This window comes from Luteibacter sp. 9135 (genome assembly GCF_000745005.1).
In the GTDB taxonomy this organism is placed as follows: Bacteria; Pseudomonadota; Gammaproteobacteria; order Xanthomonadales; family Rhodanobacteraceae; genus Luteibacter.
Map to the genome: position 1 here is coordinate 1,258,169 of NZ_JQNB01000001.1, position 18,739 is coordinate 1,276,907.

1 protein-coding gene is annotated in these 18,739 nt (G+C 68.7%); it reads left to right on the plus strand.

The window, feature by feature from the left end:
- Window positions 1–31: 31 nt before the first annotated feature.
- Complete coding sequence (locus FA89_RS05425) at window positions 32–18,730, plus strand: leukotoxin LktA family filamentous adhesin (RefSeq protein WP_036138968.1); 18,699 nt, start codon at window positions 32–34, stop codon at window positions 18,728–18,730.
- The last annotated feature ends 9 nt before the right edge of the window (window positions 18,731–18,739 follow it).

An 18,739-nucleotide genomic window follows, 5' to 3' on the forward strand; every position in this document is an offset into this window, starting at 1 on the left:
CGCATCGTCGCGGCGTAACAGGGGAAAAATCATGTCCAGGTCGCCGACCCGTTCCCACGGGCCGCAGGGTGTCGAGCGCGTTGCCGTCATCCCGCAGGGTATTGCCGCCCATCCGTTGCGCAAGCTCAGCGTGGCGTTGGCCAGTGCGATGGCGATCGGCGTACCCCACGCGGTACTCGCGGCCTCGACGGTTACCGCGCGCGCCGGCCTGCCCACGGGCATGACCCAGGTTGCCGCCAATGGCGCGACCATCGACGTGACGACGGTGCGCGCCAATGGCAGCACGACGACGGCGTTCAACAGCTTCCGCGACTTCAACGTGGGGCAGGGCGACACGGTCAACCTGCACCTGCCCACCGGCGCGAACAACCTGGTCAACCTGGTCGACAGCCAGGCCATCGTCAACGGCACGGTCAACGGCATGGTCGGCACGACCAGCGGCGCAGGGCGGGTGTTCTTCGCCGACGCGAACGGCATGGTCGTGGGGGCCACCGGCGCGATCAACGTCGGCGCCCTGTCCATCGCCACGCCCAGCCAGGCGTCGATGGATGCGCTGTCCGGCGAGGCCCTGCTGGGCGGCGGCGCCTTCACCTCGAAGCTGCTCGACGGCAGCATCGACCACGACGCGGCCTCGGTGGTCGTCGATGGGCACATCACCGCGACCTCCGGCGTGCGCATCCAGGCGCATGCCATCGATGCGTCCGGCACCGTGTTCGTCACGGGCGGCGCGACGGGCACTGGGCTGGATACCGCCGTGAACACCGGCAGCGACGGCACGGTCACCGTCGTCAAGGACGACCAGGGCATCCGCCTGGTGGCGGAAGACATCGCCATCAAGCAGGGCGCCCAGGTGAAGGCCGTGGACAGCCATGGCACCGGCGTAGCCGACGTGACCCTGGCCGCCTCGGGCGAGGCCACCGTCACTTCCGGTCAGGCCAGCGCCAACAGCAGCGTCACCGTCAACGGCACGCTTGCCGGCAAGAACGTGAGCATCGGTGCGACCAGCGCGGCCACCGCGGACTACCAGAACGCCGACGACGCCATTGCCACGCTGGGCAGCGTCGCCACTGACGCGGCGGCCAAGCTCGGTGTGAGCAACCTGCCGATCGGTGTGGTTGCCGCGGCCAGCAATGCCGCCGTGACGCTCGGTGCCAACGCGATCATCGTCGCCGATGGCGATGTGGTGGTGCAGGCCGCCACGGCCGCCAAGGCCGCCACGTCCGCGCTGAATGACAAGGCGGGCCAGAGCCTGCTCGCCGCCGGCGTCTACGGTGAGACCACCGGCACCACCACTGCCACGGTGCAGTCGGGCGCGAGCATCGCCGCCGGCGGCAACGTTTCGGTGAAGGCGCTGCACAGCAGCGATCTCGACATCACCGCCAAGGTCTCGGGCAAGAACACCGTGGCCGTCGCGGCGGCCATTGGCAACGTGTCCGCCGAGACGGACGCCAGCATCGCCCAGGGTGCCACGATCACGGGCAACGGCATCGCTGTGCTGGCGCATAACAGCGGCAGCTATGGTGTCACCTCCACGGTGGAGGCGAACAGCACCAGCCCGGTCGGCGCGAACGCGGCGCTGCTGTTCGTCGACACCAACGCGAACGCGACCAACAGCGCCAACCTGGGCACCACCGCCAAGCCGGTCGGCTCGCTTACCGTGCTGGCCGACTCCGTCACCTCAAAGACCGAGGTGGGTGCCGAGACCTCGGTGGGTGGTGCGGACAAGGACGCGGCGCCGAAGCCGGTGGTCGCTTCCGCGGGCGACGGCATGATGCCGTTTCTGCAGGGCAAGCTGGGCGACAACCTGTCCAAGGCCGACGACACCACCGCGAAGCAGGAAAACCAGCCGGCGCAGCCCAAGGGCGACGACGCCGCCGGAAAGAGCGCCTTGCGTGGTGGCGTGGGCATCAGCCTGGCGACCGTGGACCAGGGCGCGCACGCATCGATCGGTAACGGCGCGGTGGTGAAAGCCAGCGGCGACCTGGTCGTGCAGGCCAACCTGGTCAGCGCGGGCACGAAGATCGCAGCGACCACGGAGACGGAATCGGGCGAAGACAACGCGGCCAAGGTGTCGGCCAGCCTCGCCATCGGCGTGAGCCTGCTGCACAACGATGCCTCCGCCACCATCGGCGCGAATGCCGACCTCACGGCGCTGCACATCGGCGTGGGCAGCAACGTGTCGGTGCCGTGGGACCTTCCGTCCACGTCCGGCCTGAACGAATTCTCGAATATCCCGGAATTCCTGAAGGACATCTACACCGATCTTTCCAAGAACGGCGGGCCACTGGCGGCCAGCTACGTCAACGCGAAATCGCAGAGTGCCGATGTCGGCCTAGCCGGTGCCATCAGCTTCTTCGCGTTGGCCAACGACAACACAGCGTGGGTCGGCAGCGGCGCGAAGCTCAACGCCACGGCGGCCACCGACGCGGCGTGGACGGGCAGCGTCGCGCTGGGCAACGATGCGGAGGGGGCAGCGATCGCGCCCGTGGCGCTGTCGTTCAACCACGCGATCGGCGTGACCGCGAATACCACGGTCCAGACCATCGACATCAGCGGCAACATCGACCTGCTCAAGGTCAACGGCACGGGTGGCACATCCACCGATGCCGATGCCGTGGGCGGCGGGGTCAACCTCACCAACTACGCGGACAACACCATCGCCGGTATCGGCGACGGCGTGACCGCGACGGCGAAGGGTGTCAGCGTCGACGCCAACGACACCCAGCAGATGGTGGTGATCACGCCGTCGGCCGGTCGTGGCTCGGGCGTGTCGGGCAACGTCATTTTCGCCACGGCGAACATCGACAACACGACGCATGCCTCCATCACCAATACGGCGCGCATCGTCGCCGACGTGGTGGATGTGACCGCGCACCAGGGGGCGGGCATCTGGTCCATCGCGGGCGCCATCGCCCAGGGCACCAGCGTCGGCGTGGGCGTCGGTATCGCCATCAATCACCTGGACGGCGACACGCGGGCGTATATCGGCAACAACGCGGCCGACGCGACGCAGGTCGATCCGGCCATGGCCGCGGCGACGGCCATGCCGACCGCCGGCATCGCTGCCGGTGCCGTCAACGTGCTGGCCTCCACCGACGGGCGCAGCGGCGCCATCGCGATTTCCGGGGCGCAGGCAAAGGGCGAGGACAAGAAGCCGACGGACGGTTCGGGCGGCAGCGGCGGTACCGGTACCGGCGGCACAGGCACGGGCACGACGAGCGGCAGCACGCCGTCGGCGGAAGGTATCTCGAACGACCTCAGCCCCGATTTCCTCAAGACCACCCAGGCCAGCAGCGACAGCAGCACCAGCGGCTTCGGCATCGATACGATCCTGGCCAAGCTGCCGGTCATCGGCGACATGCTGGGCACGGCGAAGAAAGAAGAAGGCAGCTCCGACACCGGAACGCCACCCCCGGCCAGCAAGCCGAAAGTTGCCGTCGGTGTGGCGGGCAGTGCCACCGTGGATATCGGCAACCTCGACACGCGCGCCTCGATCGACGGTATCGCCATCGACCGCGGCACCGGTGCCACGGCCAGCGACATCGGCGTGACCGCGCTTAACCAGACCGATCTGATCAGCGCCAGCGGCGCGGCGGCACTGGCTTCGGCCAAGACCGAAAGCAAGGCCAGCACGGGCCTGGCCGGTGCGGTGGCCTACAGCGTCATGGACAACGACACTACGGCGACGCTGAGCAATGTCACCGCCCCGCATGCGGGCGATGTGACGGTGCGCGCGTTCTCCGGCGGGTCGATCCTGGACCTGGGCCTCGGCCTGGCGAAGAACGCCAACAGCGACCAGGAAGCCTCCGCGGCGGCCGGCTCGTTCTCCATCGGCACCACGAACAACGACACCTCGGCGGGTATCGCCGCGTCCACCCTGACCGCCGCGGATGCCACCTCGTCGCTGGGCGTCACCGCGTATGACCACACCGATATCGGTGCGGGTGGCGGTGCGTTCGCGATCGGTGGCAGCAAGGGCTTCGGTGTCGCCGTGACCTGGAGCGACATCACCAACACCAACGCCGCCTCGATTTCCTGTGGCACCTACAGCGGTTTCGGCGGGTTGTCCGTGCAGGCGCTGACTGCCTCGCGCATCGCGGCGGCGGCCATCGGCACCGCGTATTCCAACACCACCGACAGCCAGGAACTGAGCGGGTCGTTCACCTTCAACCAGGTGAGCAACAGCGTATCCGCGCGCGTCACCAACGCCACCATCGCCAGCGGCCAGGGCGATGTCACCGTGCAGGCGAGCGGCAGCGCGCCGGTGCAGGCCTATGACGACCTGCTGGCATCGCACGGTCGCTCGGTGGCCAACGTCATCGACTTCAGCGGCTCCGCGATCGGCGGCGTCGCGCCCACGGGCGCCGCGATCTTCGCGGTGTCCGGCGCCATTGCCGTCGGCGGCGAGTCGGCCGGCATGGCCGCGGCGGTCAATACCATCGCGGACAGCTACGCGGCCGTGCTGTCGGGCGGCTCGGTGACCACCACGGGCAACGTAGCAGTCACCGCCACCGACGCCACGCGCATCGTGGCCCTCGCCGCCGGCATCGGCGGTTCGAAGGGCCAGTTCGCCGGCGCGGGCTCGATGACGGCCAACTTCATCAACGATAATGTCACGGCCACGCTCGGCGACAGCAGCAAGCTCACCGGGACCACGGTCAGTGGCGCCACGGTGGCCGTGCAGGCGACCAACGCCGCGTTGATCGACACGCTGGCCGGTGCGGTCGCGGTGTCCACCAAGGGTGCATCGGCCGGACTGGCGGTGGCTTTCGACGAGATCGGCAGCCAGACCTCGGCCAGCATCGTCGATGCGGGCATCACCACGAACGGCTCGGCCACGGCGGCCGGTTGCGCCGGTGCCGCGGCGGCTGTCTCCGCCACCGCCTGCGCCACGGGGACGATCAACGCGGCAGCCGTCGGCGTGGCCGGTGCGGACAAGGTGGCGCTGACCGGGTCGCTGGCGATCAACGACATCGGCCTGGAAGACACCGGTGCCATCGGCAGTCTCGCCAGCGCCCTGCGCCCGACCTTCACCCGCGCCAGCATCGACGCCAGCCGGCTGGATACCTCCAGCATCGGCGTGCACGCGAACGACAGCGCCACCATCGACACGCTGGCCGGTGCCATCGCCGGGTCGAGCGAGGCGGCAGCCGGCGCGGGCTTTGCGCTGGAAAACATCGGCGCCAACACGAGCGCCGGCTTCACCGCCAGCCAGGTCAAAGCAAGCGGCGCGGTGAATGTCGGTGCCGCCTCCACCGGCAGCATCGATGCCATCGCCGTGGGCGGTGCGCTCTCGGGTGATGTCGCGGTGGGTGGCTCGGTCACGGCCAACCTGATCGGCAACCACACCACGGCCACCGTCGACGGGCTGTCCGGCTACGGCGGTGCCACGCGCGCCAGCATGACCAGCCTCGATGTCAGCGCCACCGACAGTGCATCGATCGACTCCCTGGCCGGCGCGCTCGCGATCGGCCTCGAAGCCGGCGGCGTGGGCGCCGCCTCGTCGGTCAACGGCATTGCCAACCTTACCCATGCCACGCTGTCCAACAGCGTGCTGGATGTACGCGACAGCACGACGGTGGAAGCGGCCTCGACGGCGGCGATCCGTTCGCTGGCCGCGGCGGCCGCCGGCGGCGAAGGCCTGGGCCTGGCCGGTGCACTCACCGTCAACACGATCGGCAACGACATCGCCGCGACGATCTCCGGCGGCAGCCAGGACAGCGCGGGCAATACAACGCGCGTCACCGCGTCCGACGACGCGTCCATCCTGTCCATGGCCGGCTCGCTGGGCGTGTCCGCCGGTGGCGGCCTGGGCGCGGCGATCGCGGTCAACGATATCCGTACGACGACCGCCGCCGAACTCGACGGCGCCACGTGGCATGCGAAGAACGTGACCGTGGCCGCCGACAGCAGCAATCCGGGTACCGGCGCCAACATCCGCACGGTAGCGGCCGGCGTGGGCGGCGGCTCGGTGGGCGGTGCGGCCTCCGCGGCCACCAACCTGTCCAGCGCCAAGGTCAGCGCCGCCATCACCGGCGGCGCGCAGGTCACTGCCGAGAACAACATCGCCGTGACGGCCGTGAACCGCCAGGGTATCGACGTGTTCGCCGGCAGCGCCGGTATCGGCGTGGGTGCGGTCGGCGTCGGCCTCGGTGCGGTGGTCAACTACCTGCACGACACCACCACGGCGTACATCGACGGCACGGGCACGCACGTCAACGCGCTCGGCAAGGACGCGAGCGACACCGTCAGCGTGGCCAGCGGCCAGCTGGCGCACCCGGAAAAACTCGATACCGGCACGATCCATGGCAGCGGCGATTACGTCAGCCCGGACCTGTCCGAGGGCAACGTCGCCATCAGCGGCCTGGCCGTGAATGCCAGCTCGACGCAGGCGGTGGCCACACTCGGCGCCAGCGTCGCCGCGGCGTTCGATCCGGTCGGATCCGCCGCCATCGCGGTCATGGGCAATGCCAACGTGCTGGGTGGCACCACCAGCGCGTATATCGCCGATGCCAGCGTCAACCAGGACAACGCGAATACGGGTGCCGGCGCGGCACAGGCCGTGGACGTGCGCGCCAGCAGCCATGCCTACGATGCGTCCTTCGTGGCCGGCGTCGCGGGCGGTGCCAACGTGGCCGGCAGCGGTGCACTGGGTGCCAACGCGTTCCAGCGCAGCACGCAGGCATCCATCCAGGATGCCACCGTCACCACGAACGGCCTCGCCAACGTGGATGCCGAGTCCAGCCAGCGCAGCGTCGCTGCCGTCGTCGGCCTCGCCGCCGGCCTGGCCGGCGGTGCGGGCACCGGCGTGGTCAACGTGTTCGACGCCGGTACGTCGGCGGCCGTCACCCACGGCACGCTGAGCGCCGGTTCGCTCGACGTCACGGCGCACTCGCTCAGCCAGGCCAACATGATCGGTGGTGCGGGCGCCTTCGGTGGCGTGGCCGTGGCCGGCGCGTTCCTGTTGTCCGATAGCCACAACACCACTTCCGCCAGCATCGGCGATACCGCCGGTGATACCACCCTGCACGTCGGCGGGGATGTCGACGTGGACGCCCGCTCCGATGTCACGCTCGGCAGCGCCATGGTCAGCGGCGCGGGTGCCGGCGGCACGGCGGTGGCGGGCATGGCGTCCGTCACCGTGGTCGGCAACACCACCACGGCCACGCTGGAACGCACGCAGCTCGATCGCGATGCGTCCGACACCGCGGCCAGCAGCCTCGAAGTGCATGCGGCCGAGACCATCGGCGTCACGCCGGATGCCGCCAGTGCCGCCGTCTCCTTCGGCAGTGCCGGCGTGGGCGCCGCCGCCAACGTGGTGATCGTGCAAGGCGCGGTCGGCGCATCGATCCTGGACAGCGCGGCCAGCGTCGCCGGCCATACCGACGTGGCGGCCACCAGCACCAAGACCCTCGACATCACCACGTTGTCCGGCGGCCTCGGTGCCGGCGTGGGCCTCAGCGGCGCGCTGGGCCTGGCGATCATCGGCAACGGCTCGCTCACCGACAGCGCGTCCGGTAGCAACCCGCTCGGCGAGCTGGACAAGGGCGGCAACGGCACGCTCAGCGCGATGAACGGCATGGGCGGCCAGGGGCTGGCCAGCGGCGCGCAGATGGGCGGCCATCTCTCACAGTCCGATGCGGATGCCGTCAACGCGGCGACCAAGGTCGGCCTGCTGGATGGCAACCATCAGCTGCTGCGCCAGCGCGACGGTACGCAGGCGACGATCGGCAACAGCACGCTCGTCACCGGCAGTCTCGATGTCACCGCCACGGGCACCACCTCGCTGACCAACGTGGTCGGCAACGTGGCGGCCGGCGCGTTCCTCGGCGCCGGTGGCGCCATCGCTTTCAGTCTCGTCGACCAGAACGTCGGTGCCACGGTGGACGCGCAGTCGACCGTCACCAGCGGCGGGGCGATGAACGTCACCGCGCAGTCGCTTAACGGCACGGCGCACGCTTACGGCGCCAACCTGCAGGCGGAAAGCGGCACTTACTCGGTCGCCACCAGCGCCTACCAGGGCGCGGCCGGCTTCGTCGGCCTCGGCGGTGCCATCGCCATCTCGGAGCTGTCCAATCACGTCAGCGCCATCGGTGCCGGCACGATCCGGCTCGGCAACGGCAGTGCGCTGGCGATCACGGCTCAGGACCAGACGGCTGTCGCGGCGCGTGGCGGCGGCGCGGTAGCCGGCGGTCTCGCAGGCGGCGTGGTGGTCAGCCAGGCCGACAAGCATGGCGATACCACGGCGTCGATCGGCGACAACGCGTCGGTCTCCGGGGCCGGCGCGGTCGGTGTCAACGCCGGCTCCACCGGCGCGGTGAGCGCGAAGGCGACCGCCGTCGCGGCGGGCCTGTTCGTCGCGGCCAACGGTGCCGATGCGAATGCGCGCGACCGTGAAAGCATCACGGCCATCGTCGGCAAGGAAGCGCATGTCACGGCCTACGCCCTTGCGGTGCAGGCGGTGTCCACGCCGCAGGTGGACGCGCAGGCATTCGGTGTCGCCGTGTCGGGTGGCGTGTCCCTGGGCGCCTCCGTCGCCACGGCGGAAGGCGACCAGCAGGTGCTGGCGAAGGTGGACGATTCCGCCTACCTCACCGCCACCGGCGACAGCCGTATCCTCGCCACCAACGGCACGACGGCCGGCAATGGCGTACGCGCCACGGCTGTCGGCGGTGCCGGCGGTTTGCTGCTGGGCGCCAATGCCAGCGCGGCCACGGCGGCATCCAACGCCAGCGTGCAGGCCCTGACCGGCGACAGCGTGCGCCTGCCCAACGCCAACCTGACCCTGCAGGCGATCAACACCACGATGCAGACCGCCTCGGCCACGGCCGGCGCGGCGGGATTCATCGGCGTGGGCGCTGCGGTGGCCGAAGCCGACGCGACCACCGTGACCGCGGCGTCGCTGGGTACCAATACCTTGAGCGGGGGCACCCGCACGGGCACCCTGCACCTGGACGCCGAAGGCAGCGACACCAACCTCGCCGATGCCACCGCCGGCAGCGGCGGCGTGATCTCCGGCAACGCGGCCGTGGCGCGAACGTCCAACACGGGCAGCACGTCCGCCACGGTGGGCGACGGCAGCAGCATCCACGGCGGCGCGATGGCGATCACCGCGTCGCACCAGGCCGATTACGCCGTGGCCGTGAACGCGGCGGGCGCCGGCATCGCCAACATGAGCGGCGGCTTCGCTTCCACCAACGTCACCTCCAACGTGAGCGCGGGCCTCGGCAACGGCGCCGCCCTCTACGGCTCCGGCTTCATCGACATCGGCTCGAGCAACCACTTCATGAACGTCGGCACGGCACCGCAGGTGCAGGGCGGCGGCGGTGGCGTGCTCTCGGGCGCGGCGGCGACCAACAGCACCAGCCTGGGCGGCACGGCCTCGGCACGGGTCGGCGACAGCAGCACGATCGTCTCCGGTCTGGACGCGGGCATGGCAAACGCGCTCGCCAACCAGTACGACGGCTACGTGTACACCAGCGGTGCGGATCCCTTCGCCAACCCCGGTCGCATCCTGATCGGCGCCGATACCCAGATCGTGGACAACGCGACGGTGTCGCTGGATTCCGGCGGCGCGGTGGCGGGCTCGGGCGTGCGCAACAGCCTGACCGCGACGGTCACCAACGACGTGGGCACCGGTAGCAACGACAAGCTGCTGACCAACGGTGCCATCGGCCTGGGCAGCGACGTGCAGTCGATGACCTCGCAGTCGGCGCTGACGCATACCTATGGCGGTGGCGCGCTGGGTGCCGCCTCGGCCTCCACGTCGATCACCGCGACGCAGAACGTCACGGTCGGCGACAACTCGATGTTGCTCGCCTTCAGCCAGATCAACCTGACCGCGGGCATCGATCCCGCCGGTTTCGCACCCACGGTGTTCTCCGCCGACAGCGTCGGCCAGGCCTATGTGCGCGGCATCATCGCCATCGCCACGGGCTCGGCGACCACCACCGTGCACAGCACGGCCAACACCACCATTGGCACCGGCGCGCGCGTGCTCGGCGGTGCGGACATCAACCTCGGCAGCTATCGCGGCACGGCCAATGTCACGGCGGAAGGCGCAGGCCATGGTTACGAGCTGGGCTTCATCCCGGTCACCACGACCGACAGCAACGCGTCGGCCGACGGTAGCGAGAACCTGGCCCTGCGCGGGTCCGTCACCGCGGGCATCTACGCCGACAACGAGGTGAACATCGACGCAGGCATGCAGCTCACGCATGCCCACGGTGCGCCGTTGCTCTACAACCGCGACGACAACTTCAGCCCCTGGTCGTACATCGACCAGCATGCCGCCGGCCTGGGCGCCAATACCGACAGCAGCGGCAACAAGGGCGTACCGGTCGTGACCGGTGCGGGCCAGTTGCAGGCGCCGACCGGCCTGACCCCGGTCAACAACAACGGCGACTCGGACGTGGCACCCGCAGCCAGTTCCGGCACCACCGGTGTATCGCCGGGCTCGGCCAGCGCGGACGATCTGTCCGTGGCCGAGATCCTCAAGGGCACGACCACGCCCGGTACCACCTCCGCCTTCACGCTCGGCTCGATGTTCGCCTCGGGCGGTAACCTCACCGTGCACGCCGGCAACATCAGCGGCAGCGGCGTGCTTGCGGCCAACGGCAGCCCGTCCGTCGCCGTGAACAACGCCAGCAGTGCGTACCTGGTGCTCAACGACATCAACGTGTCCGCCAACGCGGGCGGTGCGGTCACCTTCACCGGTGGGGCCAACGCGGCCAGCGATGCGGCGATGGGCGTGCACAACGACACCAGCGGCATCGCGCCCTCGGTGACGTTGAACAACAGCTACACCGGCTCAATGCCGAACCAGCCGTCCTCGGTGACCCAGGGCCCGGCCATGCTGCTGGGCGGCACCATCACCAACCTGGGCGGTTTGGTCGACATCAGCAACGCCACCGGCTCGGTCGGCCAGTTCGCACCGATCTCCGCGCAGCAGATCAAGGAATACGTGCCCAACGGCGCTGTGGCCGTGTACCTGCCCAACGGCGCGTACCACTCCGGCTCCGATCCGGTGGCGTCGTACCTTCCGTACCAGATCGACCTGGGCAACGCGACCAACGCCGTGATGTACGCGGTGAACGCGATCTACAACGCCAACGGCCAGTACACCAGCAACGACGACCTCTCCAACCGCCTCTACAACACCCTGGGCACCGGCAACCTCGCCTTCAACAACGGCAAGGAGGGCGGCGTATCGATGATTTTCCTCGGCACCTGCCTGCCGTACGCCAACAGCACCTGTGGTACCAACCCCGGTACCGCCGGTACCTACGACTTCCACGGCCAGGCGTTGCCGAAGCTGTGGGTGCTGCCGACGACCAAGACGATCGCCGCCGATCCGACGCCGACCAATGCCAGCGCATCCGGGCTGATCGCCCAGACCATCGCGGTGAAGGCCAAGTTCATCGACATCGACAGTGCGATGACCGCCGGCCGCCCGACCGACTACACCATCACGCTGAGCGCGGCGGCCAAGACCTTCATCGACGGCCAGAGCGGCAGCAGTGGCCAGGTCGACCTGCCGACCAACCTGTGGTGCGCCTCCGGCGGCGCCACCTGCACGCCGGGCCTGGTCAAGTACGACCTGGGCACGAAGACGATCGTCATCGCCAACGTCAACGCGTCCGGTGGCGGCTTCGTCTCGCTCGATGGCGGCATCATCAGCACCAAGGCGCTGGGCAACATCACCATCAACGACGGCTACGGCCATGTCACGCTGAACAATGCGCTGGGCCTGCCCGTGCAGCTGGCCGACATCAATACCGGCAACAACGCCGTCGGTGAGCTGAAGATCACGGATACGTTCAAGCAGTACACCGATGCCAACGGCAGCTGGAGCCAGACGCAGTGGTACGTCGACACGCGCGGTGCCGGCACCAAGGTGTACACCAACAGCAACCGGGCCACCGACCTCGCCGGTGCCGTGGCCGTGGCGCCGTCCAGCGACGCCAGCGGCCTGTACTACGACCCCGAAGCGGGCCTTCGCTACCAGTGGCAGCAGCAGGTCAACCTCAAGCGCAGCATCCCGACGCTGCAGAGCGTGTCCAACTGGGGCTATGTGGACGCCAGCGGCGTGGCCGTGGCCACGCCGCAATACCTGCTGGTGTCCTCGGGCGTGATCGAGCACAGCAGCATCTCCGCCAACTTCACCGAGTCCATCGCCGCCACCGCTACTTACGGCGCGGTCGGCAACTCCAACACGGCCAGCGTCGTGGACGTGTACTACCACGGCTGCGGCGGCAGCAACGGCTCGGGTTGCCACTATGGCTTCAGTCGTACGACGGATGCGGCGGGCGACATCCACAACGATAGCCACGGCGCGGGCGTGTGGCAGTACGTGCTGCCCACCGATGCGCAGCTGCTGCTGACCAGTTCGGTCAAGGCCGACAACCGCATCCGCATCAACTTCCAGGGCAATGCGTCGGGCCAGGTGCTGGTCAATTCCAATGCCAACGTGCTGCTCTCGGGCAACATCTACAACCCGAGCGGCAACACTACGATCGACGCTACCCAGGGGGCGGGCGGCGCCATCGTTGCCGGCGTGCATGGCGCGATCACCAGCAACGGGGTGACGCTCAAGGCCACCGGCGGCATCGGTGACGCGGTCAATCCGCTGCAACTGGTGATGACCGGTGGCACGCTGGCCGCCGATGCCGGTGCGCAGGGCGTCAACATCAAGGCGTCCACCGCACTGCAGCTCGATCATGTCAACGCGGGTAATGCGAGCGGCTGGGGCGACGTGACCCTCAACGCCGTCGGCAGCGTGACCGGCGGCACAGGCACGACGATCAGCGGCCGGGATATCACCGTCAACGCGGGCGGTGCGGTCGGTAACACCGGGCAGTCGCTGAACATCGCCGCGCATGGCGTGACCAATGCCTCGCACGGTATCGACCACGGCGTGGTCGACGTGCATGCGCTCAACGACATCAACCTGCGCCAGCAGGGCGGCGACCTGCGGGTCGGCCTGATCCAGTCCGACGGCGGCTCGGTGAACATCGACGTGCCGGACGGTGCGATCGTCGATGCCGCCGGTGTCACCTCGGGCCAGGCGCTGTCGCAGGCCCAGCTGGTCCAGGTGCGTGACACGCTGCACCTCACCACGGACGACGATGCCAACGGCGCCATCGCAGCCGCCAACCGCAAGCGCATCGAGCAGACGGCCGACGGCAACTACACGCAGTACCAGGGCCTGATGGCCAACGGCTCGGTGGTGGGCGGCAACTTCGTGCTCGACATGGGCAAGATCGCGCTTTACCGAGGCCTGGCCAGCGCCGAGCTCGGCCATGCCGCGTCGGATGCCGAAACGCTGACGTATGCCGCCGCGCGCTACGCCACGCTGGACGGTTACTTCACCGGCCTGCTGGGTAACGGTTACGCCAGCTCGTCCGCCTTCGTCACCCCGGTGGCCGACCTCGCCTATCACGCGACGGACGCGCAGCTCGCGGCGATCACCCAGGATGCCTACTGGAAGCTCGGCTGGCTGACCAGCTCGGTGAACAGCGCGGCGCTGGTCGATGCCGGTAGCACCACGCCGCCGCCGCTCTCGTTTGTCGGCAGCGCCGCGCCCAATATCCAGGGCCGTGACGTGACGCTCTCCGCGCGCGGCAACATCGGCTCGCCGGGCGATGCCGTGAGCATCACCGGGCAGTCGCTCATCGACGGTACGGTGACCGATGCGCAGGCCGCCGCACTGGCCACCGCCAATGCGGCGGGCGACATCTCCGTGGTCAAGGACGCCAACGGCAACATCGTTCGCCTGGACGTGAAGCAGACGCAGCCGTTGTTCCTGACGGCGGGCGGCACGGTGTCGGCCACCACGCAGGCCGGGCAGGGCGGTTCGGTTTACCTGCAGGCCAATGGCGACCTGACTATCGGTACGATCAACGCCGACCGCGATGTGCGCCTTGCGGCGGTGGGGAACATCCGCGCCGCCGGTGCGGACAACGGCCAGGCGCAGGTGCTCGCCAACGGCGACCTGACCATGTTGACCGGCTCCGGCAGCAGCATCGGCCAGGCGCTGGACGTGGCCAACCAGATCCCGCAGCGTGCGCTGGTCTACTCGATCGGTGGCCTGCTGGTGGACGCCACGGCATCGCAGGACATCGTGCTGCGCTCGAAGGATCACGACCTGCGTTTCGACCGCATCCGCACCAACGGCCTGGTGTCGCTGGACGCAGGCAGCGGCTCGATCGTGCAGCAGCTGGCCGGCCTGGCGCTGAGCGGCCGCGCCATCACGCTGAACGCAGGCGGTGACGTCGGCTACTACGACGGCACCGGCTACCTGCAGGTGGCGACCGGCACGGGCACCCTCGATGGCACCGTGGGCGGCAAGGTGCGCATCGCCAGCCCGGGCGCGGGTGCACTCAACATCGGCCACCTGACGGCCGGCGGCACGGTCGACCTGGTCTCCACCGGCGACCTGACGGTTACCTCCATCGGCGGCAGCGCCGTGAACCTGTCCAGCGGCAACGATGCGACGCTCGGCACCGTCACCGGTACGGGCGACGTGGCACTGACCGCCGTGCGCGACCTCACCCTGGGCACGGTGAAGGGCGCCACGCTCGCGGTACAGGCCGGGCGCAACATCACCGCGACCGACCTGGGTAGTGGCGTCGCCAACGCCACCGTGCTGACCGGCGCCACCTTGCAGCTTCACGCGGGCGGCAGCATCGGCTCGCCGCTGCGGGTCTCCGCGGTCGCCGTCCAGGCGCGCGCCGACCAGGGTGCCCTGATGCTCGACATGGTCTCCGGGCTGCAGGACGGCACGTTCAACGCCGGCGGTGCCTTCACCCTGTCGGGCAACTCGTTGCACGGCAGCAGCATCCAGGCCGGCGGCGATATCACCGTGGCGGCCACGGGCGACGTGGTGTTCGGCAGCGTTAGCGGTGCGAACACGTCGATGCAGGCCGGCACTTCGCTGGGCGTCACCACGCTGGCTGCCAACGGTGCGGCGCGATTGCAGGCCGGCGCGGATGCGTCGGTGGGCACGCTGACCGCGACCGGCGACGCATCGCTGACCGGCGGCACGACGCTCGGCGTCACCAGCCTCACGGTCGGGCACGACCTGACGGTCGGCGCCGGCGGCAAGACGACACTCGGTACGACGGGGGTGGGCAACGATGCCACGCTCACGCTGTCCGACGCGCTGGACAGCGGCACGCTCACGGTCGGTCACGACCTTACTGCCGCGGTAACCGGGGCGGTGACGCTCGATACGACCTCGGTCGCCAACGACGCGACGCTGACGCTTGGGAGTGATTTCGCCAGCACGCAGCTGGGCGTGGGGCATGACCTCACGGCTACCGTTACGGGTAACGTGCTGAGTAAGCAGCTCGATGTCGGCAACGATATCGCGGCAACGATCGGGGGCAACGCCTCGTTCGATAGCTCGGCAATCCACCACGATGCGTCGGTGGACGTGGCGGGCACGCTGGACTCGGGCAAGCTCGACGTTACCCGCAATCTCACGGCGAAGGTCGGCGGCAAGACGACGCTGGCCGCAACGACGGTCGGTGGCGATGCGTCGCTCTCGCTTTCCGATGCACTCGATAGCGGCAGCTTTTCTGTCGGTCACGATCTGATGGCGGCGGCGACGGGTGCGGTCGCACTCGGTACGACCGCAGTCTCCAACGACGCGACGCTGACGCTCGGTAGTGACTTCGCCAGCACGCAGCTGAGCGTGGGGCATGACCTCGCAGCGACCATCACGGGCAACGTAGCCAGCAAGCAGCTCGATGTCGGCAACGACCTCGGTGCGACGATCAAGGGCAACGCCTCGTTCGATACCTCGGCAATCCACCACGATGCGTCGGTGGACGTGGCGGGCACGCTGGACTCGGGCAAGCTCGACGTTACCCGCAACCTCACGGCGAAGGTCGGCGGCAAGACGACGCTGGCCGCAACGACGGTCGGTGGCGATGCGTCGCTCTCGCTTTCCGATGCACTCGATAGCGGCAGCTTTTCTGTCGGTCACGATCTGATGGCGGCGGCGACGGGTGCGGTCGCACTCGGTACGACCGCAGTCGCCAACGACGCGACGCTGACGCTCGGTAGTGACTTCGCCAGCACGCAGCTGAGCGTGGGGCATGACCTTGCAGCGACCATCACGGGCAACGTAGCCAGCAAGCAGCTCGATGTCGGCAACGACCTCGGTGCGACCGTCAAGGGTCATGCGTCGTTCGATACCTCGACGATTCACCATGCTGCATCGGTGGATGTGGCCGGCACGCTGGACTCGGGCAAGCTCGACGTCACCGACGATCTCACGGCGAAGGTCGGTGGCAAGACGACGCTGGCGACGACGACGGTCGGCAACGATGCCTCGCTGACCCTTTCCGATGCACTGAACAGCGGCGGCCTCACTGTCGGTCACGATCTGATGGCCGCGGTGACGGGTGCGGTGGCGCTCGATACGACCTCCGTCGCCAACGACGCGACGCTGGTGCTGGGTGGTGACTTCGCCAGCACGCAGCTGGGCGTGGGCCACGACCTCATGGCCAGCATCACGGGTGACGTGCAGAGCACGCAACTCGACATCGGCAACGACCTCGGTGCGACCGTCAAGGGTCATGCGTCGTTCGATACCTCGACGATTCACCATGCTGCATCGGTGGATGTGGCCGGCACGCTGGACTCGGGCAAGCTCGACGTCACCGACAACCTCACGGCGAAGGTTGGCGGCAAAATGACACTGGCGACGACCACGGTGGGTGGTGATGCTTCACTCACGCTGGCCGATGCACTGGACAGCGGTAGCCTCACCGTAGGCCACGATCTGATCGCAGCCGTGACCGGTGCGGTCACGCTTGGCACGACGGCTGTCGCCAACGACGCGACGCTGACGCTCGGCGGCGACTTCACCAGCATGCAGCTGGGCGTCGGTCACGACCTCACGGCTGCTGTCAGCGGTAATGTGGCCAGCAAGCAGCTCGATGTGGGCAACGACCTTGGTGCGGTGGTCAAGGGCAACGCGTCGTTCGATACCTCGGCGATCCACAACGATGCAACGGCGGATATCGCCGGTACGCTCAACTCCGGCCATCTCGACGTCACAGGCAACCTGGCGGCAAAGGTTGGCGGCAAGACGACACTGGCGACGACCACGGTGGGTGGCGATGCTTCGCTCACGCTGGCCGATGTGCTGAACAGCGGCAGCCTGTCCGTCGGTCACGACCTGGCAGCGGCCGTGACGGGTGCGGCTGTGCTCGGCACCACCTCGGTAGCGAATGACGCGACCCTCACCGTCGGCAGTGACCTGACCAGCGCTCAGATGAGTGTGAATCACGACCTGACGGCGTCGGTCGGTGGCACCACGTCGAGCACGCGCCTCGATGTCGGCCACGACCTGAGCGCCATGCTTACCGGCAACGCGACGTTCGGCACGACCACGGTGGGCCGGGACGGCCTGTTCGAGGCTGCCGATCAGCTCGCCCTCGGCATGCTGTCGACGGGCCGGGACACCGTCGCCACGAGCAACAACGATCTCTCGTTCGCCGGCATCGATGCCGGTCGGGACATCATGCTGCGCTCGCTGCACGGCCAGGTGCTCGGCGGCACGGCGCATGCTGCGGGACGCCTGCAGGGCACGGCGGCGGGTTCACTCGTCGCGGATGCGCTCACGGCAGGCCAGGATGTCACGCTCGCGTCCGGCAATGACGTAAAGGTCGGTACGATGGCCGCCGGTACCGTCGTCGGCATCGACGCCGCACACGACATCGCGCTGGGCAACGCCACCGCGCAGACCGGTACCCGCCTGGCCGCCGGTAACGATATGGCACTGGGTACGCTGAACGTCCTCCAGGGCAACCTGCAAGGCACGGCCGGTCGCGACCTGGCCCTGTCGGCCTACGACGTCTCCGGCGACGTATCGCTCGTGGCCGGTCGCGACATGCGCCTTGGCAACGGTCGCAACGGCGGCAATCTCACGCTGGGCCTGGGACGCAACCTCGACTTCGCCAGCCTGTCGTCGCGTGGACCGATCGCCATCGATTCGTCCACGGGCACCATCCATGGTGCGGACCTGGTTACCGACACGGCCACGCTCGGTGCCCATGAGGCCATCGTCCTTGACAGCTCGCACATCGGCAGCCGCCTCAACCTGGCCGCCAGCGACATCGACGTGCATACGCTGCAGACGGCGGCCGGCAAGCCGATGACGATGACCCTCACCGGCTATCACGGCAATGTCGCGAAGAAGATCGTCATCGACCTGCGCAACGCCGACAGCTGGATGATCCAGCGGCTGGCCACGGTGCAGGCCGTGCTCGATACATCGGCCACCAAGGTAACGATCGCCGATGGCGTCGTGCAGGGCGACATGCTGCTGGTGACCCCGCAGGCACGCGTCTACATGAACAACGTGACGCCGAAACTGGTCATGGCCGACATCCAGTACTTCGAGCCGGATACCCGCTTCACGTTCGCGCTGGATGCGAAGGCGGCGATGTCGGATGCCTATGTCTCGCGCTACACGGTGGGCTACGACGTCACCATGCCGAACTACATCGAAAACCACCAGTCGGGTGATCTCGACTACTACGGCGGCAGCGTGCTGCGCTACCTGGGCAGCACCCTCACGCTCCATACCAACGACGAACCGGCCCATGACGACGTGCCTATGCCCGTCCGCCAGGACGACCAGCGCAAGCGCGATGACGACGACCTGATCGCGCCGGATGCCGCGGGCGCCGTCAACCTGGGGTCGGTCAACTGATGCTTCGGA

Coding starts and splice junctions, on each gene's coding strand:
- FA89_RS05425 (WP_036138968.1), top strand. CDS start 32: ATGTCCAGGTCGCCGACCCGTTCCCACGGGCCGCAGGGTGTCGAGCGC.